This window comes from Pedobacter sp. AJM, assembly GCF_002197755.1.
Taxonomy (GTDB): Bacteria; Bacteroidota; Bacteroidia; order Sphingobacteriales; family Sphingobacteriaceae; genus Pedobacter.
The window spans coordinates 137,800-164,066 of the sequence record NZ_NHOT01000002.1 but is presented as its reverse complement, the minus strand read 5'-3'; the positions used below and the strand labels follow the sequence as shown (position 1 = coordinate 164,066).

24 protein-coding genes are annotated in these 26,267 nt (G+C 37.2%); 7 read left to right on the top strand and 17 right to left on the bottom strand.

The annotated features are described in order from the left end of the window. Nucleotides 1-6: 6 nt before the first annotated feature. The 14 genes from CBW18_RS04635 to CBW18_RS04565 all read right to left on the bottom strand — a co-directional run bounded on the left by CBW18_RS04635 (nt 7) and on the right by CBW18_RS04565 (nt 15,777). Nucleotides 7-969, bottom strand: coding sequence for a hypothetical protein (locus CBW18_RS04635; RefSeq protein WP_088300117.1), 963 nt, complete (start codon nt 967-969; stop codon nt 7-9). Between the two features lie 73 nt (nt 970-1,042). Continuing rightward, a complete protein-coding gene (locus tag CBW18_RS04630; RefSeq protein ID WP_088300116.1) occupies nt 1,043-1,909 on the bottom strand; it encodes a glycosyltransferase in 867 nt (288 codons plus the stop codon). A 245-nt stretch (nt 1,910-2,154) separates the two neighbouring features. Then, entirely contained in the window at nt 2,155-2,988 is an 834-nt protein-coding gene (locus CBW18_RS04625; RefSeq protein WP_088300114.1) for a glycosyltransferase family 2 protein, read from the bottom strand. Then, nucleotides 2,979-3,884 carry a glycosyltransferase family 2 protein gene (locus CBW18_RS04620; protein ID WP_088300112.1) on the bottom strand — a complete coding sequence of 302 codons (906 nt, stop codon included), beginning with the start codon at nt 3,882-3,884 and terminating at the stop codon, nt 2,979-2,981. Before CBW18_RS04620 ends, CBW18_RS04625 begins: the two co-directional genes overlap by 10 nt. Then, nucleotides 3,869-4,708: an alpha-1,2-fucosyltransferase gene (locus CBW18_RS04615; protein WP_088300110.1), complete on the bottom strand. Its 840-nt coding sequence runs from the start codon at nt 4,706-4,708 to the stop codon at nt 3,869-3,871. The genes CBW18_RS04620 and CBW18_RS04615 overlap by 16 nt, the downstream gene beginning before the upstream one ends. Further along, nucleotides 4,708-5,439, bottom strand: coding sequence for a DUF268 domain-containing protein (locus CBW18_RS04610; protein WP_088300109.1), 732 nt, complete (start codon nt 5,437-5,439; stop codon nt 4,708-4,710). The genes CBW18_RS04615 and CBW18_RS04610 overlap by 1 nt, the downstream gene beginning before the upstream one ends. Next, entirely contained in the window at nt 5,432-6,700 is a 1,269-nt protein-coding gene (locus tag CBW18_RS04605; protein WP_216359194.1) for an ABC transporter ATP-binding protein, read from the bottom strand. Before CBW18_RS04605 ends, CBW18_RS04610 begins: the two co-directional genes overlap by 8 nt. 300 nt (nt 6,701-7,000) lie before the next feature. Next, complete coding sequence (locus tag CBW18_RS21815) at nt 7,001-7,255, bottom strand: four helix bundle protein (RefSeq protein WP_088300106.1); 255 nt, start codon at nt 7,253-7,255, stop codon at nt 7,001-7,003. A 129-nt stretch (nt 7,256-7,384) separates the two neighbouring features. Continuing rightward, nucleotides 7,385-8,242 (bottom strand): ABC transporter permease, encoded by an 858-nt coding sequence (locus CBW18_RS04595; protein ID WP_088300105.1) that lies wholly within the window; start codon nt 8,240-8,242, stop codon nt 7,385-7,387. Nucleotides 8,243-8,282: 40 nt separating this feature from the next. Further along, nucleotides 8,283-9,257 (bottom strand): glycosyltransferase family 4 protein, encoded by a 975-nt coding sequence (locus tag CBW18_RS04590; RefSeq protein WP_088300104.1) that lies wholly within the window; start codon nt 9,255-9,257, stop codon nt 8,283-8,285. 179 nt (nt 9,258-9,436) lie between these two features. Continuing rightward, nucleotides 9,437-11,227 carry an asparagine synthase (glutamine-hydrolyzing) gene (asnB, locus tag CBW18_RS04585; RefSeq protein WP_088300103.1) on the bottom strand — a complete coding sequence of 597 codons (1,791 nt, stop codon included), beginning with the start codon at nt 11,225-11,227 and terminating at the stop codon, nt 9,437-9,439. Between the two features lie 401 nt (nt 11,228-11,628). Then, nucleotides 11,629-12,132, bottom strand: coding sequence for a UpxY family transcription antiterminator (locus CBW18_RS04575; protein WP_088300099.1), 504 nt, complete (start codon nt 12,130-12,132; stop codon nt 11,629-11,631). A 154-nt stretch (nt 12,133-12,286) separates the two neighbouring features. Continuing rightward, the gene (locus tag CBW18_RS04570) at nt 12,287-14,689 is read right to left on the bottom strand and encodes a polysaccharide biosynthesis tyrosine autokinase (protein WP_172406443.1); all 2,403 of its coding nucleotides are present in this window, start codon (nt 14,687-14,689) and stop codon (nt 12,287-12,289) included. A 314-nt stretch (nt 14,690-15,003) separates the two neighbouring features. Continuing rightward, the gene (locus CBW18_RS04565) at nt 15,004-15,777 is read right to left on the bottom strand and encodes a polysaccharide biosynthesis/export family protein (RefSeq protein WP_172406442.1); all 774 of its coding nucleotides are present in this window, start codon (nt 15,775-15,777) and stop codon (nt 15,004-15,006) included. 615 nt (nt 15,778-16,392) lie between these two features. Between CBW18_RS04565 and CBW18_RS04560 the strand changes: the two genes are divergently transcribed. Then, nucleotides 16,393-17,016: a hypothetical protein gene (locus tag CBW18_RS04560; RefSeq protein ID WP_140418627.1), complete on the top strand. Its 624-nt coding sequence runs from the start codon at nt 16,393-16,395 to the stop codon at nt 17,014-17,016. A 724-nt stretch (nt 17,017-17,740) separates the two neighbouring features. Here the strand turns inward: CBW18_RS04560 and CBW18_RS04550 are convergent. After that, nucleotides 17,741-18,559: a HEPN domain-containing protein gene (locus tag CBW18_RS04550; RefSeq protein WP_172406441.1), complete on the bottom strand. Its 819-nt coding sequence runs from the start codon at nt 18,557-18,559 to the stop codon at nt 17,741-17,743. Further along, nucleotides 18,537-19,718 carry a hypothetical protein gene (locus CBW18_RS04545; protein WP_088300089.1) on the bottom strand — a complete coding sequence of 394 codons (1,182 nt, stop codon included), beginning with the start codon at nt 19,716-19,718 and terminating at the stop codon, nt 18,537-18,539. The genes CBW18_RS04550 and CBW18_RS04545 overlap by 23 nt, the downstream gene beginning before the upstream one ends. A 110-nt stretch (nt 19,719-19,828) precedes the next feature. Between CBW18_RS04545 and CBW18_RS04540 the strand changes: the two genes are divergently transcribed. From CBW18_RS04540 to gap, 6 genes are all read left to right on the top strand, one after another. Then, a complete protein-coding gene (locus CBW18_RS04540; protein ID WP_088300087.1) occupies nt 19,829-20,476 on the top strand; it encodes a S24 family peptidase in 648 nt (215 codons plus the stop codon). 175 nt (nt 20,477-20,651) lie between these two features. Then, a complete protein-coding gene (locus tag CBW18_RS04535; RefSeq protein WP_088300085.1) occupies nt 20,652-21,467 on the top strand; it encodes a hypothetical protein in 816 nt (271 codons plus the stop codon). A 546-nt stretch (nt 21,468-22,013) separates the two neighbouring features. Beyond that, on the top strand, nt 22,014-22,388 hold the full coding sequence (locus CBW18_RS04525; RefSeq protein WP_088300083.1) for a hypothetical protein: 375 nt from the start codon (nt 22,014-22,016) through the stop codon (nt 22,386-22,388). After that, the gene (locus CBW18_RS04520; RefSeq protein WP_088300081.1) at nt 22,357-23,100 is read left to right on the top strand and encodes a glycosyltransferase family 2 protein; all 744 of its coding nucleotides are present in this window, start codon (nt 22,357-22,359) and stop codon (nt 23,098-23,100) included. Before CBW18_RS04525 ends, CBW18_RS04520 begins: the two co-directional genes overlap by 32 nt. A 189-nt stretch (nt 23,101-23,289) precedes the next feature. Further along, nucleotides 23,290-24,366 carry an MraY family glycosyltransferase gene (locus CBW18_RS04515; protein ID WP_088300080.1) on the top strand — a complete coding sequence of 359 codons (1,077 nt, stop codon included), beginning with the start codon at nt 23,290-23,292 and terminating at the stop codon, nt 24,364-24,366. 85 nt (nt 24,367-24,451) lie between these two features. Next, nucleotides 24,452-25,450, top strand: coding sequence for a type I glyceraldehyde-3-phosphate dehydrogenase (gene gap, locus CBW18_RS04510; RefSeq protein ID WP_088300078.1), 999 nt, complete (start codon nt 24,452-24,454; stop codon nt 25,448-25,450). A gap of 69 nt (nt 25,451-25,519) precedes the next feature. Here the strand turns inward: gap and CBW18_RS04505 are convergent, their stop codons facing one another. Next, the gene (locus tag CBW18_RS04505; protein ID WP_088300077.1) at nt 25,520-26,254 is read right to left on the bottom strand and encodes an NUDIX domain-containing protein; all 735 of its coding nucleotides are present in this window, start codon (nt 26,252-26,254) and stop codon (nt 25,520-25,522) included. Nucleotides 26,255-26,267: the final 13 nt, after the last annotated feature.

Below are 26,267 nucleotides of genomic sequence, written 5' to 3'. Positions count from 1 at the left end.
GTGAGGTCATATGCACTCGTCCTTAGGATTTAAATAATGATATTTACTAACAAAATTCAAAAGATTGTTATTCAAGATTTTGGGATTTCGGGTTTCATGCAAAAATCTCCTCAACCGATTAACTATTAAACTGTTTTGTCTACTAAAAAAAATCTTAATTAAATCCCGGTTAAAAGAGTAACTATCTAATTTTAAAAATAGTGCTTGAATTTCAGTAGGATAGCTCGTTGGTGGTAGACCGACAGGAAGAGCACCAGCATACATGCACTCGTTATATTTTAAAAGTTCAATTTCACACCTACTGGGACATAATAACATGTACTTATATTTGGATATATATTGAATATAACTATCCTTTACGAAAGGATGTTTAAAATAATATTCTCGATTTAAATCTAAGTAGCCAGGATGTTTCAAAATCTTGAATAAAAATCTAAAAAACGTTCTGGTTACTTTTTTCCATATCGAATATCGGTAAGGATAAACGTTTTCGTTTAATGCTCCTGATATTATGATTTTCTTCTTTTTAGAGGTATTGATATCTACTTCTTTTGAGCTGAGATAGGGATAAGGTAAATGAAGAAATCTATCACTAAATTTTTCTTTTAGATCTAAGGTAATTTCTTTTGGTTCGTATACAGAAAGCAAAAAGGCGTTTCTATTTCGAGATGCGTGTTCCAAAAAGGAATAGTAGCAATGACCATTGCAGTTTTCATAATATGGATCTACAATCTTTAAAAAAAAGATGGATGTCGGGTTGTTCTCAATCAGATAGTTAATCTTTTCTATGTCAGTTGTTTGTACTCTATTGTCAACAACAACGATGCTCTGTTTACCAGAGATAGGCAAATCCATGTCCTTCAAATATACAGGCCTCCACCCCATGTTTCTCGAATATCCAGGTCCTGCATCATCACAAATCAACTTATCATAATCTATGACATCGGAAAGAAGATAAATAACTTCCAATACTATACTGATTTGAAGGTCATCAAAATTGAAAATATTTGTTTAAACTTATGAATATTAAACATGTATAGATTCATATCTTATTTTTATGAATATTCTTTAAGAAATATTTAATTATTTTAAGGTTATTTAGATTAAATATATCAAGGTACAGCATTTTTACATAGATTAATATTGTATGGATGGAATAGTATCTGTTTTGAATGAGTGCTTTAATGTAATAATCTATTGCATTATATTCAATACTTAAGATGTCATCAATTCCAGTTATGTAGGTTGGCAGGACATTATTCCACTTCTTAGTGATTTTAATCATGGCCACTATCCAGGCTTTGGAATTTCCACCATTAGAAAAGTGCTCCAGTTCAATATCATATACTACATATAATTTATATAGCTGTTGAATCTGAAGTGAAAAATCGATGTCGTAGCCGTGAAAGTTATTAAAATTCAATTCATCAAATTTATTTTCTTTCCATACATTTTTTCTGCAACATAAAAACAAACCGTCTAAAATCTTTACCTCTGAAATTTCTTCGTTTAATGGATTTGCATATTTAATATAGTTATCTCCTGATGGATTCCTTTGAATCATAAAAAATCTGTCAAGTAAAGAATTATTCAACCATGCGCCTGATGGGGCTGAAGTCTTAATTTTAGTGCCAACTACACCAATCAGACCAGTTGCCTCATTTTCCAAGTGCTTAATAACTTTCTGACCCCAATTTTCAGAATGAAATTGTACATCTTCATGAACGAAAACCAGATAAGGATATTTAGCTGTGGCACCCGACAAATTATATGCCTTCGCTATCCCCATTTCACCGTTCGGGCTTTTTTGTGCTATTATTTCATAATTAGTTCCGATAGTCTGTGAAATATTTATCTGTATATCATTTAACAGACTTTGATTTCTTGAACAAATTATTATCGAGATCATAGGTTGGGGTCATATATTTTAATTTTACTTGAATGCCATGAAGAAGATATCCCGGCAGTGTTGTCATAATATATTTGTTCAACTGATTTTTTTGCTTGTATTGTCATATCATGGCAAATGCCTCCTTAAGTATGGGAAATTTGTTCTCACATACTATATCGGTATCCAATTCTTGCAAGGGAAAATGGTGTAGGATTAATTTTCTTAATAAGAAAGTTATTTGAACAAATAATAAAATAAATCATCTATTTAGGCGACACCATATAATAGATCTTTCTCAGAGGAGCAAATATAAAGTTGCCAAATTTATAATCTATGGAGTTTTTGTACATTGATATAATTTTGTTATACTCTCTATGCTCTAAAATTGGATCCCAATCAATTAAATATTTATTAATATGCTTTTTGAAAATTATATTCCTGAGCACTCTGCTGCTATTTTCGTCGATCATTTTGAGCATTGAACTGGATTTTATTCTGTAAAAGAATTCGATAGAATTTAGTTGATGTACCTTATCTTCCTTACTAAGAAATTGTAACCAGAAGTCCCAGTCTTCATAGCCATTTTTCATGCTTTCATCATATCCCGAAGTGAGTAAGAAATCTGCCTTTCTAAAAATTGCAGAGCAGAAAATGATGTTCCCTATGAGTAGTTGGCTGTAGGAATATGTCGGAAGGTTCCAGTTGATATTTTCTAATCCGAATTTTTTTGCTTTACAGTAGACTAATTTAACTTCATTATTTTCTATAAATGGAAATGCCTTTTCCAAATAATGCTCTCCTATTTTGTCATCGGCATCCAATGGTAAGATATAAGATCCGAGAGCTCTTTTTATACCCTCATTACGAGCATTGGAGAGACCTCTGTTTTCTTGCTTAATGTAGAGAAACCGATCATCCAACTTACACCAATATTCAGCAATCTCTTCAGTTTCATCATTAGAGCCATCATTTACAATGATACATTCCCAGTTGATAAAGGTTTGATTTTGAACAGATAATAATGCCTCGTTTAGATATTCTGCCTGTTGATAACAGGGGACTACAATAGAAAAGTCTGGATAAATATTTATGGGCATAATTTGAAAAGAATTTTCGTTTTAAGTCTTCGCAATGGTATTCTGCTACAAAGTGATAACAAAACAAAGGAGGTCATAGATCTTTGGATAAATATTTTTTTAAGAAGTTCAAAAGTTGAATTAAATGTGGCTTCTTCAAATAAAAACCATTTTATTCTTCTTGCAATATATTTGCCATGACTATGATTTTCATACGAATCGAAGACTAGTTCAAACATTTTAATCAACGGAGCCGCTATATTCTTATTGAAGGTGCTTTGGTCTCTATGTAAACGATAATAAAATAGCCGATTATTTATTGAACAAAAAGTATCATTGTTGTATAGAAGTTTTAACCACAAATAATAATCTTCTCCATATTGAATATTTAGGTCTTCAATGAAGTTTGAAACCTCATTTAAACATTTTTTCTTTACCACGACCGATAAGATAGGTATTTGATTTTTTTCGATAAATAAAGGTAAATCTTGGATGGTCCAAAGGGGCTTCACTAATACATCGAAATCAGTTGGCTCATTCTGATTCAAAGAATATCCTTGTGAAAATATGAGGTCAATTTCTGGATTAGCAATTAAATATGTGACCTGTATTGCAAGTTTATTGCTAACCCATAAATCATCTGCATCTAAGAAAGCGATATATTTTCCAACACTGTGCGCTATTCCCAGATTTCTGGCTTTACCCTGTTTCCCGTTTTCCTGAAATAAATACTTGATGCGCCTGTCTTTTTTTTCAAAATCTAAAATAATTTCCTCTGTGGCATCGGTAGACCCATCGTTCACGATGAGGAGTTCCCAATTTCTAAAAGTTTGGTTGATCACGCTTTCTATTGCTTCGCCAATATATAATGCGGCGTTAAAGGCAGGCATGATCACGGATACTAAAGGCTTATCCATGCTTTGGGTAAAATATTGATGTCAACATTATTAAACCACTTTTTAGGTGCAACTATGATCTTTTCGGGATTAGCATTCAGCCAGGCCCCCCACCAGCTAAAGCTACTGTTTGCTATGATCTGGTGTTTACATTTTGAGATGAGAAACATATCTTCCCAAGCCTGTTTAGTTCCAGCTATAATATGTTTATTATCTATAAATGACAGGTTATGTTCACACCATTCAGGATCATCAGAAAAAATATAAAATATTGGGTTTTCTACTTTGGACTTAATACGTTCAATGCCTTGTTTATAATAATTTAGAGGTAGTATTCCATGGTAACTCTGAATTTCCGGCTTGGTATAATCCCCTCTACGGATATGTATAGCGACAGGATTTGTAGTTGATAAAATATTTAATTCAATTTCTTTTGACAGTTTTGATAATTCAGGAAATGTAAATTCATCCATTAAAATATTCCGGATGTCTTGAAAAATGAGTGGGTTTTGAAAATAACCGTCTAAGTAGAGGTTTGATGAATTGTTATTCAGAAAATCAAAAATGTTTTCATCTTTTACTTCCTGGTATCTTGGTGAAAGCATTTTAAAAATCTTTCTGTTTGAACGAATTAATCTGATAAAATAGGGGTTTGAAATGTGAGTCTTCGTTCTTTTAAAAATGTCCAGTTCAAACTGACGTGCGGTGAAAGAATCTGTCGTGATATTATTCTTATTCAGGAAAGAAAAATCCAGATATACTTTCCCAGAATTAGATAAAGTTCTGGCAGCCGCGTATTGAAACATCTGGTTGCCCAAACCGCCTTGTAGTTTTACAATAATCATTATTTTTTAATGAACCAAAAGCATCCGCAGCCATAAGTCTGGGCAGTACCCTCATTTATTTCTGCCTGATCAATAAAATCGTTTTGATCTGTTACCAGAGAAAATTTTCTGAGTTCGAAGCCGCTAAAATAATCTATTATCATTTTTGGATCGTAGATTCGGTGAGCATTAAACATAATTTTAGGCTTACCAACAGGAACTACAAATAGTATTGATCCACCCTTTTTGACTACTCTTTTAATTTCATTTATTGCTTTTAAATCCCCATCTGGATCAATAGGATCGCCATATCTGCCTAAGCCAATATGTTCGATGGTATGCATACAGGATAAGCATTCTATGCTATTAGATTCAAAAAAAAGCTGAGTTAAATCTGCTTTTTGACTTAAAAGGTTACTGAGATTGAGATCAGCAGGCCGATAATCATAAAATTCTACAGGAATAAAAGCTGAAATAATGGAGCAAAAATGCAATGTTGAAGATATATCAATATGCTTAACTGGATTAATCTCTTTTAAAATTCTGGCTGCCCATGCTGGATGATAAATGTAATGCGCATCGAAACCGGTACTTTCGGTACTGTCATTTAAACATGGATATAAGTCATCTTCACTACATTCAAATCTTACTTCCTTTGTCTTTTCTTTAAAAAGTGAGAATTGTTCCTTAAACCAGTCCAAACTTTGATCAGGCTTACGCTTAAATAATTTTCTATAGATCGTTTTAATCATTTTTGTACACAGAAGATTTGAGTTGATTTAGGATTATCCCAGTATTTGCATTGAATTTTAATACATTCTTATTCAAGTCCGAATTTCCTATAACAACTTCAAATTGTATAGCTTCTTCAATATATTGAATACTTTCATTACCTCTTGACAATCCAACATGAACAAAATAAGTTCCTAAAGCCAAATGGGTGTAATCCTCTAAAAACTCAGCTTTATAATTTCCTTGTTTTAAATCTAAAGGTTCATGCCAGGTCGTTTTTATCGGAATTCCAGAAACACTTACAATCCCAATAGCACAGATAAGGCCTTTTATGTCTTCACTAACATTAAAATTGAAGTTTACCGTCCAGCTTTCAGCAATACATATTTCAGAAGCGAGCCTAGTTTGATTATTCTTCAATTCTACTGACAGGACATTTGCAACGCGTCCCAAAGAAGGCTCGAAAAATCTTTGTGATATTTTCTCATTTCGCTTTAAATAATGCTCAATTACATTTTTAATCTGTCCATAATATTGAGATTGACCATTTGATAACAGTAATCCTTTATCACATAATTTTTGGATGCTTTCCATATTATGGCTCACAAACAGCACCGTCCGTCCTTCACCCTTACTTACTTCGCCCATCTTGCCTAAACACTTTTTCTGAAATTCTGCATCACCTACAGCCAGTACCTCGTCTACTATCAGGATTTCAGATTCCAGGTGTGCGGCCACGGCAAAGGCCAGTCGCACGTACATGCCGGATGAATACCGTTTCACAGGCGTATCCAGGTAGCGTTCAATTCCGGCGAAATCGACAATTTCATCCAGTTTGCGCTGGATTTCCCTTTTACGCATGCCCAGGATAGCTCCATTCAGGAATATATTTTCCCGGCCAGATAGCTCCGGATGGAATCCCGTTCCTACTTCCAGCAAACTGGCAATCCGGCCTTTACCTGAAATTTTTCCGGTCGTGGGGGCTGTAACTTTGCTTAAAATTTTAAGCAGTGTACTCTTTCCTGCGCCATTGCGGCCAATAATACCAACAGCATCGCCTTTTTCAATCTCGAAATTAATGTCTTTCAGACTCCAAACGATATCGCTTTCACTTTTTGTGTGCTGGTTGTTGCTTTCCCCGATTCGCAGGAAGGGATCTTCTTTTCCACGCATTCTGGCATACCAGCGTTCCAGATCCCGGCTGATGGTGCCGGTACCGATTTGACCTAACTGGTAAGCTTTACTGAGGTTTTCTACTTTTATGGCGATGTGTGACAACAAGAGATGGGTGTTAGCGTATGTGTTGATTAATTTAGATTAGTGATGTACAAATGTCAGTTCTTACCATTGAGCTGTGAATTTCACAGATGGGTAAGTTTAAGGATAATATTTTCTATCTGATGTCTGTACAATATATAATCCTCCTGACTAAGTTAATATAAACGGGCTAAATCATTGCCATTTCATTACTGCCTGGTTACTCCTGCTTTACCTTACAGGTAACCAAAGGGTAAGCAGGGGGTTAACAAAGGGTTACCAAAGAGTTAACAAAGGGTTACCAAAGGGTTACCAAAGGGTTAACTAAGGGTTAACAAGGGGTAGAGAAAGGGTAAACAAAAGGTAAACCCAATGAAATGATTTAAGGTTCAAACGTAGTAGAATAGCCATATTGGTGTAATGAGTCTTCTGTTCAAATGCAATCTTCCCGGATCTTTCAGCTAAGCATACTCCCATACTGTTCACTGATCTTTTGATCTGACTGGTCAGGCCAAAAGTCTCTTCTTTTGGAAATTTTTTAGTCAGTTGGAAATGTCTTTTCTGAACAACATTGATCATGTCCAAACTTCCAGTTTCTCCACTAAATAAACGTGCGTCATCTTTATTATAGACGAATTAATAAATAAAGGATGATCACTTATTATATAATATTAGTCAAAATTCTAACCATCTAATCCACTTCCCTTCCTAAACCGTATCCACAAAATTCCGTTCTACTTTATTGAAAATGACCACGCCGAAAAGGAGCAGGGTAGCGGTAAGGCCGGTAGCATAGCCTAAACTTCCCCAGCTAAAGCTTCCTTCACCCAGAAATCCGTACCGGAAGGTTTCAATAATGGGTGTCATGGGGTTATATTCAATGATCCAGGCATAGTCAGGATATTTATTTAAAGCTTCTGATAGCGGATAAATCACAGTGGTGGCATACATTAAAAGCTGCACGCCAAAGGTGACCAGGAAAGCCAGGTCGCGGTATTTGGTTGTCATGGCTGAGATCATCATGCCGGTACCTAATCCCAGTAAAGCCATCAGCACCACTATAACAGGAAAGAGCCAAATCGCCCAGGTGATATGGAAGGCCGCACCCGAAAAATGGTAATAGGCCATCATCAGCATAAACAGCAACATCTGTACACCAAAACGCACCAGGTTGCTCACCACAATGCTGAGCGGCATGATCAATCTGGGGAAATATACCTTCCCGAAAATACCGGCGTTATCTTTAAATACGGTAGATGTTTTAGTCAAACAATCTGCAAAATAATTCCAGGCGGTAATGCCGGCCATGTAGAACAAAGGTTTAGGCAGTCCATCGGTGGATATGCCCGCCAGGTTACCAAAAATAAAAGTAAAAATAATGGTGGTAAACAAGGGTTGAATGAAAAACCATAGCGGACCTAAAATGGTCTGTTTGTAAAAGGAAACAAAATCGCGACGCACCAGCAGCCACAATAAATCGCGATACGCCCAGATCTCACCAAACTTCAGGTCAAAAAGCGAAGCTTTTGCTTCAATGGTCCAGCTGTACTCTTCTTTATGCTCCATAAACAGATAAAACTGTGTAAAATTGGTAGTCAGGATTCATCTAATTGGATAATAGATTAAGAAAGTTTATTCTGTATTGTTCAAAGTTAAAAGCATTTAAACAGGCTTGCTGTAAGCCCGAGGCATCAGCAGTGGATTTTGAATCTTCCAGTTGTTTAGAAATGGCTGTTTCAATTTCATGTATATGATGCGGATCAACAAAGCAGCCAAGTTTCCCGTTCAGGAGGGCGTTCCGGCTACCATCAGCATTTCCGGCGATGGAAAACCGACCACAGGCGGCCGCTTCTATGAAAGCAATCCCAAAACCTTCACCCTGGCTGGGCATGATAAATAAATCGGACAGCAGGAAATAATCCTGCAAAGCTGTTTCTTCGAGAAAACCAGTGAGTATTACCCTATGGGCCAGGTGATGCTGTTCAATTAAGGTCAATACCCTTTTCTTTTCCGTATCATCGGCTTTACCTGCCAAAACATAAACCACTTCTTCAGGCAGATTTTTTAATGCCAGAATCACCTGATCATAACCCTTATATTGTTCATGTGAAGAAAGACGGGTTAAGGTAAAAAGTATTTTATTGGATGTGGAAAGCCGATACTGTTGAAGCAGTTTACCTGGTTTTTCAAAATGGGTTGGTATAGGAAAGAATGGATCCAGGCCATTAGGGAGTACCTTAATCATTGATGGATTTAACTGATGTGTTTTTTCGATCTGTTGTGCCGTAAAGTGGCTGACTGCCCAAATTTCTGTGTGTTTACGAAGAAACGTTGTTTTCCATTTAGGCAGTTTCTCCCAAATTTCAATACCATGGGCCAGCAGAATGATTCGCTTTTGCGGCTGAATTTTTTTCAGGATCCAGGCAAATAGTAAAAGATTAATGTGACTGAGCAGGATGGTGTTTGCCTTGCGGCCTAATCTGATGGTATTGAGCAGAAAGGCTAAACGTTTTCCGCGCAAGCCTTTAAAATCTCCGGTGTTTACATAACGCAGATCCGGCTGATCATCGTAGAGACTCATTAGCTGATGCGTATTATTTTTTGTGATGTTTAAATCACTAAGAATTTTACTGATGCACCGGCATACCTTTTCTATCCCACCTGTTAGGCTGAAAGTATGTAAACTTAAAAATAACACCTTTTCACTTTTCAATCCGCTATTCCCCAATTCTATTCTCTATTTCCCATTCTGACTATCCCTTAACCCTTTTTACATACCTGGTAGAGCGCAAAGGCTTTAGACCAATGTATCTTTCCGGATTTAAATCTTTCCATCAGGTGCCTGGCGAAATCATGATCGGCATAAATTTGTTCATTTGTAATCTGTCCGCCTTGTATAAACCACTGTTGAAGCGGAAAACTGAAACCCATTTTAGGCCGTTTCCATATTGCTTCAGGCAGGATTTTTTTAAACGCCTGGATTAACAAACCTTTCTTTTCTGCAGGAAAGCGTTGCGGGGTAGCGATGCTATTAATGGTTTCTAAGAAATGCTGATCAAGGAAAGGTACGCGGACTTCTACTCCGTGGCTCATGCTCATAAAGTCGGTATCTTTTAACAATTGGTTTTGCATAAAAATACGGGTCTCCAGCCATGAAATCCTTTCTGCACCACTTAAAGCATTTATTTCTTCATCCATAGGAAAGTTTTCAAACAACTGATCAATTTCTTTTTTTTCGATATTTAATATTCGGGCGATGGTTTCCGGAGTAAAAAATCCCCTGAGAAAAAGATATTCTCCAATCGGATTCCGGTAGCTGAGGTAATATATTCTTTTCAGTTTTTCTGAAGGCAGCCGGTTACATAACCTTAAAAGAAAGCGGGGTATTTTTTTTAATATATTGATGATCTTCATTCTGCTGAATGACGGGTATCCGCCAAGCAGTTCATCAGCACCAACTCCGGATAAAACAGCCTTTAATCCATTTTCTTTGGCATATTTATTTACAAACCACGAATTGATGCCATCATTGGTGGGCTGATCCATTGCCCCCATAATTTTTTCAAAGTCTGCATCAAAATCCTGTGCTTCAACCAGGTAAGTGCGATGAATGCCACTGGTTTTTGCGGTAATGATTTTTTGATATTTTTCTTCAGAGAAAGCCTGATCGGTAAAATTGACAGATAAGCTTTGGAGGTGTTTACCCGTGTGTTGATTGGCGAGCAGGGTAATGATACTGGAATCTATGCCGCCACTCAAAAATACCCCAATGGGGGCGTCGGCAATCAGATGGCGATGAACTGCCGCCTCAAGGCTTTTACCCAAGTCGGCCGCAGCCTGTAAGGAAGACGTTACGGATGGGGAAGGGGGACTTTGTTCAAAAGAAATGATTTCATGAAGCTGTTGCTGATGATCCCATTTCAGATAATGCCCGGGTTTTAATGAAAATACATCCTGCAACGTTGTAAAAGGTTGGGGGATATGTCCAAAAGCCAGGAAATACATTTTCCAGTGCTTATTTTCAATAAATGGATAACAGGTTTCTTTAAAGGCTTTTACTTCAGATGAAAAGATCAGCCGCTGATTTTGAATGGCGTAATACAGGGGTTTAATGCCTGATTGATCCCGAACCAGGTAACTGAGTTGTTTGGAGCGGTCATACAGTGCAAAAGCAAACATCCCGTTAAGTTTCCTAAAACCATTTACACCCCAGGCTTGATAAGCGGCCAGGATTACTTCAGTATCACTCTGGGTATGGAAGGGGTAGCCTGCTGCGGACAATTCTTTTTTCAATTCCGGAAAATTATAGATTTCGCCATTGAAGGTGATGACTAATTTTTCTTCCGGTCCGAACATAGGCTGGTGTCCACCGGCAGTGAGGTCAATAAGGGCCAGTCTGCGATGGCCAAAGCCTAAACCTCCAGCCTCATCAGTGTAAAATCCTTCATCATCAGGTCCACCATGGCGCATAACATCGCACATCTGCTGTACATCCTGTCTGAGTTGATCAGGATATGCTTTTTTATCTATGACACCCGCAATTCTACACACGCCCCAATTTTTATGCTCCTGGTTTTATCCAGACCAGATATTTCAAAGTTATTTTTTGATGGATTGAAGTCATTTGATGCCGGCCTGGCACAGCTTCGCCCCTTCAGTCACATTTTCTTGAAAAAAAATGAACTGACGAGTATATTTAAATCTGATGCCCGGAGTTTCAATTCCAAAAGGTTTACCCTTTGCAAAACTAATCAATAAGGAGGTTAACTATTAATCCTTTTGTGTTTTTCTATTAATGATTGACCTTAATCTTTTCATGTACCCCGCAGGCTTTAAGCCCAAATATGCTAAATCTGTGCGAAAACCGGGTACTTGCAAAGAAGTATTTACAAGCAATTTTATTCTCATTTAAATGAAAGCAACAGATTTTTGTTAAATATGTATTTCCAGAATTACAAAGGTGCGACAAATGCCATTGAGGTATTGATTTCGATGGAATAACCGATGTTATCCAGGCGTAATATGATGCGTTGTTTGTTATGAATCGAAACCAGCTCTCCTGCCATATCTTTAAATGGTCCGGCTTTAACCCATACCTTCTGCCCTGGTTTAATGTCATGATCAAATACCTCCAGGTCTTGTTCCGTTGCCAGTAATAATTTTAAATGTTCAATTTGCTGGCTGGGCATAGCAGCGATATGTCCTGAAAAATAGAGGAACCTGGCAATGCCATTGGTCATCATTACTTCTGCGTATTCCTTACTGGAAATATAGACAAAGAGATATGACTTCAGGAGGGGTTCTTCAACCCATTTCTTACGGTCGCTCCATTGCTTCAGGGTTTTCCTGAGCGGAAGGTAAGCATTAATCCCTTTCCGGATTAGTTCTTCGTATGCTTTTTTTTCTGCTCTTGAGCGTGTATAAACAGGATACCACCGGTAATTATTGTCGATCATGTCTGAAATTAAATGCCGTGATAAGTTTCAATCTGCCTTTCAGCTTTTTCTCGATAGGAAAGGGATGTATCATCATTTTTTTTGAAACCTGAGTGGTGATATTTTTTAGTATAAATCTGAAAATTGCCCCTAAAATTGTTAATGCCAAAAGCTATTACTTCTTTTTCCAGAACATCCACCATTTGCGGTTTTCATCATCATAATAACCCGATCCGGAATAACCACTATAATCAGAATAATAATAAGTGCTGTTGCCCCCTCCGCGTGAATAATCGGTGGTATAATAATTTGCATACAGGGCATCGTCACCAAAGGCGTTAAGGATAATGGCCAGGTTGCTTAAGCCATATTCTCTTGATAAACGCTCAGGGATATTGGCAGCTCTTTGCTGTGAAACACCGGAACGGATAACAAATAAATTAATATCAGCATTTCTGATTAACGGAATCGCATCTGATACCAATCCTACAGGTGCCGTATCCACCAAAACATAATCATACTGTTGTTCCAGTTTTAACAATAGTTCTTTCATTGTAGCGGAGTGAAGGAGTTCTGAAGGGTTAGGGGGTACTGGACCTGAAGGGATAAAATCGATATGATGCACTTCATCGTGACTAATCACCTCTTCCAGGCTAGCCTGGCCAGACAACAGGGAACTTAATCCTTTCTTATTGTCATTGCCGAATGCCTTATGCAGCTTGGAACGTCTTAAATCGGCAGCTATAAGGATAATGCGCTTGTCAATCAGTGCAAGGGTTCCGGCCAGGTTAATGGTTACAAATGATTTTCCTTCACCCGAAACTTCTGAAGTGATGCAAATGACTTTACTTTCTTTATGACTGGCCAGAAAACTGAGGTTTGTCCGCACGGAGCGAACCGATTCAGCAAATACCGATTTTGGTTTCGAAAGCGATAAAGCCTGTCTGCTGTCCTGGTCAATATAATCGGGGAACTTACGGATAACGCCAATAATGGGTGTATGGGTTAAGCCTTCAACCGTTTCCTTATCGTAAATATAAGGATTGAGGAACCGTACCAGCAAGATTAAGCCAAAACCAGATGCCAGGCCTAACATCAGTGCAGTGGTATAGGCTTTGCTGCTGTTTGGCGAAATAGCATAATAAGATGGATAAGCAGGGTTGACGATGGATGCACCCGGTACTATGGCGGCTGCATTCATTTCTGCTTCCAGCTTTTTTTCGGAAAGATAAGAACGGACTTTATTGTTGACTTCAAAATTGGTTTGCAGTTTTACAAAGTTTTGTTCTTTCTGCGGTATGGTACTCATTTTTTGCGTTACACCGGCAATCTGGCTATCTATGTAACGAATGGTTTGCTCATTCTTGCGAAGCATACCGGCCACGGCGTTTCTGATGCCGGCCTTCACGTTTGAAATTTGTTGTTCAATTTGCCTGACGGGCTGTGAATCATTATTAAACTGGCTGAGTTTTGCTTCCCGGCTGGCGAGCAGGTTATTGAGCTGCGTAACCAGGGTACCCATGCCTGAATTGATTTCCCCATCAAGATCCATACCGATTTCAATCTTCGATTTATTGCTGTTAACCTGTTCCTGAAGTTGCCTGATACCTAACTGTTTCAGGTTGAGCTCGGTTTTTTGCTTTTCAAAATCAGATAGTTTTCCTACTGTCATGGAAGTAGAAGAACTGACATCCAGCATATTGTTTCTAGCTTTATAACTGGCGAGGGTACTGCCTGATTTTCCTGCTGCAGTATCAATGAAGCCCAGTTGGCTATTGATGAAATCAACTGTCTGTCTGGCTGATCGTCTCCTTTGGATCACATCATATTTTACATACGCTTTCATGATGGCATTCAGAATATCAGCAGCAAAAACGGCATTTCCATCTGTTTGATTCAAGCCCATTACATTTGTGAAACGTGCCGCTTCGCCGATATTTAAACCACCCATCGCACGGCCAATAAAATCTTCCTGACTGTTAAATTTAAATTGATAGGTACTCTTTACCGGTATTTTATCCTTAATCCGGAAAGACATATTGCCAATATTGATTATCGCATTATACTGATAAGTGGTCTTTTTATCTTCATTATCAGCAGTAGAAAGTTCAAAATGCTGTTCGTCTTTGCCTGTTACGGTATAAAGTGAGCGACTGAAATTTACGCTATCCTGTTTGAGGATTTCAATCACAAACGGAACATTGGGGTACAGTTCTGTGGTACGTACACGGCCTTTAAGGTAATAGCTGATTTTGTAATCCAGTGTTTTTACAGCGTTAGCAATCACTTCATTACTGCGGATAGTAAAACTTTCTGCCTGGATTTTATCCGTGTAATTGTAGTTTTGTGAGGCAACGATACCGGCATTTGTTCCGAGATTGGGATTACTGTCTTCCAATTTAAGAGATGCGCCTGTTTGATAAATAGGTGGAGTATACCATAAATAAAGCCAGGCACCGAAGAGCGCAAGGGCAACTGTTCCGGTAATCCAGTACCAACGGCTTAAAAATACCCTGAATATTTTATAAAAATCAATACTCTGGCTAACACCCTTTTTCTCTTGCACTAACTCTGTCAATGTTTTTTGATTTTGAAGTTTGGGAACAATCAATTAAAGTATAAAGATAAAATCAATTTTGAAAAAGAGATGATTTAATTGGAAATGTTTTGAGTTTCATTTTGAAAAGTCTCTGCCCGTTTGTACTTCCAGCGATAATGAAAAAAGGTATGCAACAAGGATTCACTGATTTCGAATGTCAGATGAATAGTTCTCTAAAGCCATCAGTAGAATTATTTTAAAGCATGCCGGCAATTGATCAAAACCATGAACTGGAATCTGTGTTTTAACTAAAGACTAAAGACTAAAGACTAAAGACTAAAGACTAAGAACACTTACCTGGTTACTGTAAAAATAAGCACAGCTAAATTCACCACCACTAACAATGGCTGCAAAATATTATTTAAACTCTGAAGTTTATCACTCGTGGCCGCGCTTTTAGTAGGTTGCAATACAATAATGTCATGATTTTGAAGGATCAGCTTTTTACTGGCCAAGCTATTAATATCATTAAGATTAACGTAAATAATTTCAGGATGCGTTCTGTCGCCGCGGATAATTTTCAGGGTTTTCGGATCTGCTGTTTTACTGATTCCACCGGCTTCTCCGATAATATCAATTAGCGTGGTATTGTCGCGTTCCAGCAGAAAATTACCCTGCTTCCCAAACTCACCCAGCAAGGTAACTTTAAGGTTTACCACACTAAGTTCTATAATAGGTTCCTTCAATAATTTATTTTTATAAATGTCCTGGATTTTAATGGCTGCTTCCCTTCTGCTTAAGCCAGCTACTTCAACTTTTCCAATGGCAGGTAAATTCACTTTGCCATCCAAATCTACCGGATAAGAAAGTACATTCTGGATACCGCCTCCGGATGCATTCTGATTCGCCGAACCAGTAGCTGAGCCACTATTAGTTGTTGCACCAAATTCAAAATTCTGAACATTACGAACGGCGAGCTGGTCATTTACTTTGATTTTATAATAAGCATCGCTAATGCCCTGGTCATTTACCACATATACCTGTTTAATGGTGTCAGTCACAATATCTGAAGGGGCATTAAACAAAGTACGCTCTTTGCGTACACCACAACCAAAAAGGCTGGCCATGATTAAGCTGATCAATAGAAAATGGAGATGCGATTTCAGATATGGCATAAGGCTAAGTGTGGTGTATTTGCTGAAATGTAAAATTAGGATAAAAATACAATTTAAAATGTCTTTAGCACAAGTTGCAGGTGAAAAGCATTGATTGTATATTTTTCTGCCGATAACTCTTGCTATAGTATCTGTGCTTTTTATTTAAATGTTATCCAGCAAGGTGCAGCGTGAAAATAAATGTACCTGAAAGTCAATATGGCTTTTTCGGATTAAATCATTTTTTCAAATCAGTACTTCCTTTTTTAACCTTTATAGCAGTAATTGTGTAGTATAAGTTAACTTTTTTTTATATGGTTAATTTGCATAGTCAAGATAAAAAGAAGAATGCCCTGTTTTTTTGTTATTGAAAATTTTAAGATTGACAATGGTCAATGTTTTTGGAGTACAAATTGTTATGTGATATATTAAAAAATATTCGTTTAAAGTAAAATGACTGGGTTTTTTAAATAAAAATCTACTTTTTTTGATTTTAAAAACAATACTTATGGAGACTTGTTTATTTGGCTAATAGTTTTGTTTTGAATAATTTTGTAAAATAAGTAATACGTTTTAATATTTATTTTGATGTCCTCATTTCTTAGTATCTCTCAACAGTTGGTGTTAATGATCAAACTATCCTATCAACGATTAAATCATTTCTATCAATATATTAGTTTAAAGCATCAGTTAATTGGATTATCAACTGTAATGCTATCCATAATTACGCTGAAGTGTGATGCCCAGATTAAAGGAAATGGTTGCGATTTTGGTGGGCGTATCGCTATTCAATATTTGGGTAAAGCCACATATTATGGTAATGTAAGCGATGTTGTTGAGGTATACAGCACCTCATCAGCAGTTTCAATTAACAAGGGAAATGGCAGGTCATATGATTGTGGTGCCATAAATGATTACGATGAATTTCAGGTTTGGAATTCATCCATAAAGCCATATGGTGGATTTATAACTGTTCCTGCCAGTCATGATATCAGGCGAAATCCATCATCGCGGCAGCATGAATGTGTGGTGGCATCATCACGTTATGCTACACCCGATGGCGAGGGAACAATTGTTGGCTATACCTATAGAGATCCGAATAAGTGTACTTCTACACGTCCTGACAATCTTCCTTTAGATGATCATTTTTCTTTTTTAGTAGTGATAACCGGGGTAATTTCTTTGCCCGTTATTCGCAAAAAACTCATTTAAATTTAACCAGGATATTTTGATAATGGTATGATGGGGATTTCAATATGTAACCAATAGCACTTCAATTTATTTAATTTTATAATTGAAGTGCTGCATGTGCTGAGTACACTGCTGAAGTTGCCAGGCTTTTGTTTTTTCTTACATCACATTTACTCATTTTCATTCATTTTAAATCTTTGCTGTTCATTAACTGAATAAGTTTAACTGCCTGATATTGAATAAAATGAACGTTAATATTGAACGTAACACCATGTAGTTTTGCAGCTGTAATGCGCTGCATATGAAAGGTTTTATTTGTTTTTGTTTACTACTATTCTGTACGTGCATTTCTAATGCGCAAACAAATGGATGCCAGGTTGGGTCTACAGTTTATACCTCGGTTGATGATTTAGGGTTAGTAGATAACGCCATAAGATTGCTTTTTGGAACTAGATCGGCGTATAAAAATTCTCCAACCGAACCACAAACCTCTAACTGCGTTAATAATAGTCAGACCAAATGGGTCGCTGCGAGCGGTGGCTGCAGGGTCTGCCCCAATGGGTATGCTATATCGAGTTCTGGATGTAATGGTACAGCTCTTGATGGTTTTATCGTAACCAAATCTGTGGTATACTGCAACCTGGATGATTATACTTTTCCACTGGCTGCCGTGGCTAGTGCTTTTGGGGTGTTTATGATCAGGAGTAGGAAAATCCTGTAGTAGATTTATTTTATTGCTTCATGATTAGCAAACCTGTAATTTTTGCCCTAATTTTTCCAGCATGAAAGCAATTTTCTCCTGGAGGTAAATAACCTGTTGAGGCCTGATTTCGTAATGATCATCATAGCGTGCACCAAGATAAGCGCTTTGCAATAACTCCAGCCAATTCAATTCTTTGCTTTTTCTTACATCAAAGATATTCCTGATTTCAGGAACATAAAAACCAGCTGTTTGCTGCAATAATACTAACTGATGACTTTTGCACATTTTCTCTTCGGATAAATTGATGATCAGCTTAAACATTTGTTCGCACACCTGATGAAGCATAAAAGCTGACAGCTGGAATTTACCTTCCTTAAAATATACTGATGCACCTTCCTGAAAACTCTTGGCCTTTTCTAGTCCATGATGAATGACCAAGGCAGACTGTTCCCGGATTTCGGATAATGTACATGCAGGGGTTTCAATCAATTCGTATTGCGGGGCAGATTGATAGATACAATGTTCGCGACGGCAATAGCTGGAATAAAATATATTGCCACGCGCTAACATATCGTGCATGGTTCCATAAGGGAAATACCTGATTTCTATATTAATCTTGGCCAGGGCAATAAATTCCAGCATGTTTCTGGTGACATCACTCGGTTGGTATTGAAAGCGGTCTAAAACCATAATTAAAGTGATGCCCCCTGCATCGGCCCTGCGCTGGAAAATATAGGCCAGCGGAATCAGGCTGGTGATGAGTTCCAGCAGATGCGTAAACTGCTTTTGAGTAAAAGCAGCAAGGGTTCTGTTCGTTTCCAAGGCGTTGAAGTTCATCTTATCGGTTTGTAAATGTTTCATTTTGAAAATGTAAGTATAACTTGTCTTCATCAACCGCAACCAGTAATAAAGCAAGTTCCATGATTTTGATCAATATTTCGTATAAATTAAAGGCACTGCCTGTAGCTGGCGCAATATGGCCTGCCTTTGAACCGCAATAACTCCATTCTTTTAAGTCTTCTCTGATGTTAAAAATGTTTTCAAGGGTGAGTATTGGGTGGAAGACATCAAGGGGGCTGGTCTTTTCATCTTCCTGCAATGTTAAAATGGCATAAGGATCGTTCTCTTCCGGCGAGGTATGGATGATGTTCTGCAGGGCAAGCCAACTGGAAAAGAGATGGGGTTGCGCTGAAGCTGAAGTAGGCGTTGAAACCGGAATTTGATAGGCTGAAATAAGGTAACAGGCTTCCAGAAGCCTGGTCAGCTGGTCATGTAGGTATATAAAATCCGGTGGTGCCATTGTCAGGTTGTTTGCTATAACCGCTTTAAACCATGCTTTGAGCTGATCGCGGTAACTGCCCAGGCTTCCTTCTCTAAAAAACTGAATAATTTGATGATAGGGATTTTTTAGGTATTCATTTCTCAGTAAGGTAGGGCAGGTATCCTGAAAGTGATTGATTTTAATTACGGTGGATGGCCTTTCTAATGCCCTCAATAACCGTTCATAAATTAGCCAGCTGGCTTCAATTAACCTCTTGGTATTGCGATAAAGCGAGTAAATGGAAGAGTCAAAACCATCAGTGATGCCTTGCTCCAATGAGTAGCTGAGCCATTCGAACAGAAAATTTTTGTATTTAAATAATTGTTCTTCATCATAAAGAAAGTTCAGTGTTTTAAGCGGCTGCATCAGTTCCTCAGCTGTTAAATAACGGCTATTGAAAAAGTAACAATATGTTTCATATTCGAGCAAATCTTCCGTTACACTGCTGTGCTTACTGATGAAGTCTTTTACTGCAGATACTTCCTTATTTGTTGCAAATGAAATTTCATAAAGTTCAACCAGGAGCCGGTAGAAAAAAAGTAAATCGGCAGGTGCATACTTTTGTTCAGATGAGTAATCTGATAGCATGAGTTCCATCCATTCATCCATAAAATACAGGTAATTGGAAACACTTTTCAGTTCGAAAAATCTTTCATAAAATGCGAAGGTAGGATGCATATTAATTTCGATACTTTTCATGAGCTTATTTTTAATTTAAAATTTATTTATCTTGCGAGAGGTATAACAAAAATATTAAAAAAATAAGTTATTCTAAATAGTTTTAGGTAAACTTATCAACATTTTTAATTATGAATGAACTGGATCGCCTTAAATTATTAATGGATATATTGGGTTTCAAAACCCAGAGAGATTTTGCTGTGGCATTAAATATTAAGGATGGTTCACTCTCTGATATATTACGCGGGCGTACCGGAATTTCTAACGCTATTAAAGATAGGCTGAATTTTAAGTTAAATATCAACATCGAATGGCTGGAAACCGGCGTAGGGGAAGCAGTAAAGAAAATCGGTCCGGTAATTTCTGAAATTAAGGAAGGTGTACCTTATTATGATATCAGTTTATCAGATACCGATACCCTGATTTTGATGGAAGAAAAGGCGGAGTATTTTGTAAATTATAAACCTTTTAATGATTGTACAGCCTATCTTCCGGTTTACGGCGACAGCATGTATCCCAGATATGCATCCGGTGAAATTATTGCTGTTCGTGAAGTAACAAATTACGATGTGCTGCAATGGGGAGAAGCTTATGTGGTGATGGCTGATGCGAAAGCCAACTACCTGCGGAGCATCAAAATGATTTATGAACATACCGACCGGAATAAACTGATTTTGCGTTCATCCAACCCCAACTTTAAAGGCGATACCATCATCGAAAAAAGCAACATCACTTCGCTATATATAATCAAGGGAAAAATCACCAGAAATTTAATTTAAACCGACATACCTTTTGGTAAATTCCATGGGTAGGGAAAGCAATTAGGATAAAGATTGATCAGGCAATAGGATAATCATTTATCCAATAAGCCATTAATAATTTCAAATTAACCTGTAAGCACTATTTTGTTGTTTGTATGATTTATGGCTATATTTATATGGGTATATTGTACTCATGATGGCTGATGACTTAATTGACTTATTTAAAACCAAAATTTCATTGCTGCAAAATCAAGCCTTATCTGGAGGAATTGTAGCCAAAAACCTTCATATCAGCGATAATGGTAGTGGAGAGTTAACACTATACGGCGATTTCACCATTACCTTAAAGGTGCTTGATCTCACTACGGGTGGTGCGCCTAATTTAAACAGCCTGATGACTTTTACCCAGCAGGTGATAACCTCCAAATTAAGGGGCGGCGGGTATAAGAGTGGCGTTATTTATTTTGAATATAATTCATCAACTAAGTCATTTAATTTTCGAAAAAATCATACATATTCTATCCGCTATAATTTTAGTTGTAATGCTCGTGTTGTGCAGATAAATATGCTAAGTCAATTAAAGGGAAATGATTTTGTATTGGCTGTAGTAGATAGTATTGGCTATCAGTTTACTGATCAATATGGGAAAAAGCACAATTCAGGGGGACTTGCCCAAAGAGATGGAGGGCCAGCAGTTGTAAGTTACAATGAATGGAGGAAGAATAAATATATAGGTGTACACGAGTTTTTTCATACTCTAGGTTTGGGGGACATTGAAGATGTTAGTAAAAAGGGCCGATTAATGTACCATTTAGGAGATAACACTAGTTATAATATATCTGATAATGAAAGAGGAGATATGATGAATTTTCTTATGCGAAATATTAGTGATATGACAAAAGGTACCTATTCATATACAAACTTAAATTATAACACCTTAAATTTATTGAGCAGATTTTTAAAAGATACAACGAATGGTTTCAAATACAATAAAGCTAAGTTTAGGTAGCATTCTATTTTTTTTATTTGTTGCTTGCATAAATGAAAACAAAATAAACATAAAAGCACAAAAAAAAAATAGCTTGCCAGATTCTTGCAGGTATTATGCCTATGATGCCAGGCAAATAATTTCTAACCTCAGTTGCTATAATTGCCATATCAGGAGAGGTGAAAGGTTAAATAACATACTATCATTTGATGAGCTTGCGACTATGGACAGTTCAAAACTTGTAAATTTTGTTTTTATCAAAAGACATAACGGTAACTATAGTATGAAGGGAGCATTCAAGACAAACCGAATGGACACACTAAGTGATTGTGAAATAAAAAATGCAATTCATTATATAAAAGATTATGGTAGAGATATTCCAATGCCTTAGCCAATAATCGTTATGGCTTCTAAAATGATAAGACTAAGTGGGGTAAGCAAAATAAAAATATGATTCGTTACCTTAAAGTTTAAACATAATTATAAAAAGAATGAATTTTTGATTATACCTATATTTAGGTATTGATTTTTTTTTCTTACATTCGTGTATGATTAATCCAATGGCTTATGAAAAAGTTATGTTTAATCATCCCTCTTTATCTTATCCCGTTTTTCGTTTTTGCTGAATATGGCTGTCTTGTTCCCGGATATCCGGAATTGCTTACTCATCAGAGTAATCCGCCAGGCGGAACATTTTCAAACACGCCAGGTGAAATTTATCCTGAAGCCAATTGTGCCTGGACACTGGATATGTCAATGCCTTCTGCTGGTTGCGTTGGTCATGGTAAAGCCGGTAAAAAAGGTACCTATTACCAGGCATGCCCAATTGATGATTTTATTCCCTTATTATTTATATTTACCGCAGGAATATCTTTTTTAACCATAAGTAAAAGGCTTCTGCCATTTAAAAATGAAAATATCCATTATCACGGTCATTTATAACGGGGAGGCTTATCTGAAAGAGTGTATTGCATCAATTGTCAATCAATCTTATCCCGATATTGAATATATTATCGTAGATGGCGGATCAACAGATGGAAGCCTTCAGATTATTGAAACCTATCAATATGCTGTAAAACATTTTATTTCTGAACCTGATCGTGGATTATATGATGCCATAAATAAAGGTATTCAGATGGCATCAGGAACAGTAATCGGTATTTTAAATGCTGACGATATGCTGGCTGACCGTCATGTGATTAAACATGTAGCTGCGAAGTTTTCCGAAAATCCTGAAATAGATGCCATTTATGGCGATCTTCATTATATTAAACCGGTTAATAACCAGGTTTTAAGAAGATGGAAATCCAAACAGGCCGATGAAAAAGATATTGCAAAAGGCTGGATGCCGGCTCATCCTACATTGTACATCAAAAAAGAACTTTTTCTCCGGTATGGACATTATGCACTTGATTTAGGTACTGCCGCAGATTATGATCTCATCCTGCGGTATTTTTTTGTTCACCATTTAAAAGCCGTTTACCTGCCAATGCTGATGGTGAATATGAGGACCGGAGGGGTCAGCAATAAAAATTTCATGAATTTAATGGCGGCATTGAAGAATGATTATAAAGCTTTAAAAAGAAATAGAATCCCGAATCCATTAATGGTATTATGGCGGAAAAAAGTATCTAAAATTATTCAGTACCTGTAATCTTTGCGCCTGTAAGCAAAATTAAAAACAAATTTTATGTGATACATTAAAAATTAAGTTTCAGCCCGTTAATTATCACGGTATAGCGGTTAAGTTATTGTAAAGTAAATGATATGATTACCCGTAAAGAACAAAAAGAACAGGATTGTCTACAATCATTGGCTATATTTGTTAAAATAGTTCCCCGTTTTGTTCAAAAATTTTTTAATAACTGCTCCAGAAGTATTCTATTGTGCAATATTTTTATTGGCACTGCTCCTGGTCATATTAAGTATTCCTTCTATCATTCATGCTTCACTGAAATATAAACTTTTTGATGTGAGCGATCTGCATCGTAAAAATCATGCAGAAAATATATCAAGGCTGGGCGGATTGTCAATCGTTTCTATTTTTACTATTTGTACCTTATTGTTCTCCGCATTGATCAATTTTGAGGAGGCTAATTATTTAATTGTTTCCTGTATTATCCTGGCGGGCCTGGGCCTAAAAGATGATGTTTATGGTATCAATACCAGTACAAAATTTTTGCTGCAATTAGTTGTTGCCGCCATACTTGTTTTTTTTGGTGGTTTCCGGCTTACCAGTCTGTATGGTGTATTAGGAATCAATGAAATCAATTACCTGGGCGGGGGAATATTTTCCATCATCCTGATTATTTTTTTAAACAATGCCTTTAATCTGATTGACGGGATTGATGGCCTGGCAGGTACCATTGGCATCCTGGCCAGTCTAAGCTTTGGTATCTGCTTTGCCATCATGGATGAGCTGCCTTATGCATTTATTGCTTTTGCCCTGGCGGGTGCCCTTGCCGGCTTTTTAAGGTATAACTGGTTTCCGGCTAAAATATTTATGGGCGATACCGGCGCACTGATTATTGGTTTAACCACAGCTGCACTAGCCATTAAATTTATAGAGTTAAATAAGTTTACAGGCCTGAATACACCAGCATTTTATTCGGCACCAGCCATTGCTGTATCTATTTTAATTGTTCCGATTTTTGATTCACTCCGTATATTTACCGTTCGTATTTTAAAGAAAAAATCACCTTTTCTTGGTGACCGGAATCACATTCACCACCGGCTGGAAGACCTAGGTTTTAAACCGGATAAAATTGTTATGCTAACTGTAATTCTGAATTTCAGTGCCATGTGTTGTACCATGATTTTGCAACATCTGGGAAGCTTTCTCCTGATATTTCTTTTAATCGGCATCTGCATGGTATTCAATTTACTGATCTCAAGACAGCTTTCAAAACGAACTGATTAAACAGACAAAAATAAAATGAACGTAGAGCATATGATGGGGCTATAATCTGGAAATAAACATTAATTTTGCCCTCTAAATTTTTAATATGAGGCTTGCGATAAATGGTTTCGGGAGAATAGGCAGAACTTTTTTGCGTTTAGCATTGCTTGAAGGCTTTGAGGTAGTAGCCATCAATGACCTGGCTGATGCCAAAGCCATGGCCCATCTTTTTAAATATGATTCTGTACATGGTGTTTTTAATGGCGAAGTAGCCGCGAAACCTGATGCACTGGTTATTGATAAACTTACCATTCCTGTTTTTTCCATTAAAGAAGCTGAAGAATTACCGTGGTCTGCCCTTAGGGTTGACCTCGTAATAGATTGCACAGGGAAAAACCTGACAACAGACACGGCAGGACAACACATTAAGGCCGGCGCCAGGCAGGTATTAATTTCAGCACCTGCAGCAGATGATATTCCAATGGTGGTGCTGGGCGTAAATGATGATCAGATTGACCTTAAAAGTGAAATCTTATCTAATGCCAGCTGTACGACCAATAATATTGCGCCCATGATAAAAATCCTGAATGATCATTGGGGTGTTGAAGAAGGCTATATCACTACCATTCACTCTATGACAGGTGATCAGAACCTGCATGATTCCAATCATAAAGATTTGCGCCGGGCAAGGGCTGCATCTTCATCCATAATCCCCACTACTACAGGTGCGGCGAAAGCCATTACTCACATCTTTCCAGAGTTGGATGGCTGTTTAGGCGGAGCTGGAATAAGGGTTCCGGTGTTGAACGGATCGCTGACTGATTTTACCTGTTTATTAAAAAAGAAAACCACCATCAGTGAAATTAATGCTGCATTTAAAAGTGCTGCATCGAATGAACTGACCGGTGTAATTGAATATACTGAAGATCCGATTGTATCGGTAGATATTATCAATAATCCGCATTCCTGCATTTTTGATTCGCTTTTAACTTCTATTGTTGGCGATATGGTAAAGGTGGTGGGCTGGTATGATAATGAATTTGGCTACAGTTCACGCCTGGTTGATATTGTAAAGAAAATAAACCAGTTGAACGAATATAATTAACAATTGGTTTCCCCCTGGTTCTTCAATATTATTATTCAGGCTTGAGTATTATGATCAAGCCTGAATGATTTACCAGTTTAATCCACTCAGCGCTTTTTTATATTTTGCTTCATCAAATTTATATAGGTCAGGTGCTTTATAGGCACCACCTCTTCGCTGCTGGTCAAGTTTAATGAGGATATCATAACGCATCATCTTTCTATAAAAATTCCCCCGGTTTAGTTTTTCTCCGAGAATAGCCTCATAAAGTCCCTGCAATTCAGGAAGTGTAAAAGTTTCAGGAAGTAAATTATAGCCGATAGGTTTATAACTGATATGTTCCCTTAAGGTGCTCAATGCTTTTTTGATGATTGTTTCATGGTCCATTACCAATCTGGGAAGGGCATTAACCGGCATCCATTCACAACGGTCGGTGAAGTTATCAGGTACCGGTTTTACCTTGGTCTGGTCAACCAATGCATAATAACCGATGGTAATAAAACGCTGCTTATGCCACAGGTCATCAGGATAATCCATAAAATATTCTTCAGATCGGTTGAGGTCTCCAAACACACAAAAATTATTCAGAAATATTTTATCGGCACCACTTCTTTCATATAAAATTCTTTTTGCTGCATCATCAATACTTTCATCCTTTTGCAAATATCCACCAGGTAAAATCCAGTTTTCTTCCTCTTTAAGCTTCAGCAACAACACATTTAACTGGTTGTTCAGAAAGCCGAATACCACGCTGTCTATTGAAATATGAGGGATTGAACTTCGCCATAACTCCACACTTTTATCTTTAATATCCTGATTGATCATAGGTTTATTTTAT

Excerpts from the sequence above, each read along its gene's own strand:
- CBW18_RS04630 (WP_088300116.1), bottom strand. The coding sequence starts at position 1,909 with ATGATCTCGATAATAATTTGTTCAAGAAATCAAAGTCTGTTAAATGAT.
- CBW18_RS04625 (WP_088300114.1), bottom strand. The coding sequence starts at position 2,988 with ATGCCCATAAATATTTATCCAGACTTTTCTATTGTAGTCCCCTGTTAT.
- CBW18_RS04620 (WP_088300112.1), bottom strand. The coding sequence starts at position 3,884 with ATGGATAAGCCTTTAGTATCCGTGATCATGCCTGCCTTTAACGCCGCA.
- CBW18_RS04615 (WP_088300110.1), bottom strand. The coding sequence starts at position 4,708 with ATGATTATTGTAAAACTACAAGGCGGTTTGGGCAACCAGATGTTTCAA.
- CBW18_RS04610 (WP_088300109.1), bottom strand. The coding sequence starts at position 5,439 with ATGATTAAAACGATCTATAGAAAATTATTTAAGCGTAAGCCTGATCAA.
- CBW18_RS21815 (WP_088300106.1), bottom strand. The coding sequence starts at position 7,255 with ATGATCAATGTTGTTCAGAAAAGACATTTCCAACTGACTAAAAAATTT.
- CBW18_RS04595 (WP_088300105.1), bottom strand. The coding sequence starts at position 8,242 with ATGGAGCATAAAGAAGAGTACAGCTGGACCATTGAAGCAAAAGCTTCG.
- CBW18_RS04590 (WP_088300104.1), bottom strand. The coding sequence starts at position 9,257 with ATGAGTCTCTACGATGATCAGCCGGATCTGCGTTATGTAAACACCGGA.
- CBW18_RS04575 (WP_088300099.1), bottom strand. The coding sequence starts at position 12,132 with ATGATCGACAATAATTACCGGTGGTATCCTGTTTATACACGCTCAAGA.
- CBW18_RS04565 (WP_172406442.1), bottom strand. The coding sequence starts at position 15,777 with ATGGCCAGCCTTTTTGGTTGTGGTGTACGCAAAGAGCGTACTTTGTTT.
- CBW18_RS04560 (WP_140418627.1), top strand. The coding sequence starts at position 16,393 with ATGTCCTCATTTCTTAGTATCTCTCAACAGTTGGTGTTAATGATCAAA.
- CBW18_RS04550 (WP_172406441.1), bottom strand. The coding sequence starts at position 18,559 with ATGAAACATTTACAAACCGATAAGATGAACTTCAACGCCTTGGAAACG.
- CBW18_RS04545 (WP_088300089.1), bottom strand. The coding sequence starts at position 19,718 with ATGAAAAGTATCGAAATTAATATGCATCCTACCTTCGCATTTTATGAA.
- CBW18_RS04540 (WP_088300087.1), top strand. The coding sequence starts at position 19,829 with ATGAATGAACTGGATCGCCTTAAATTATTAATGGATATATTGGGTTTC.
- CBW18_RS04535 (WP_088300085.1), top strand. The coding sequence starts at position 20,652 with ATGATGGCTGATGACTTAATTGACTTATTTAAAACCAAAATTTCATTG.
- CBW18_RS04525 (WP_088300083.1), top strand. The coding sequence starts at position 22,014 with ATGAAAAAGTTATGTTTAATCATCCCTCTTTATCTTATCCCGTTTTTC.
- CBW18_RS04520 (WP_088300081.1), top strand. The coding sequence starts at position 22,357 with ATGAAAATATCCATTATCACGGTCATTTATAACGGGGAGGCTTATCTG.
- gap (WP_088300078.1), top strand. The coding sequence starts at position 24,452 with ATGAGGCTTGCGATAAATGGTTTCGGGAGAATAGGCAGAACTTTTTTG.
- CBW18_RS04505 (WP_088300077.1), bottom strand. The coding sequence starts at position 26,254 with ATGATCAATCAGGATATTAAAGATAAAAGTGTGGAGTTATGGCGAAGT.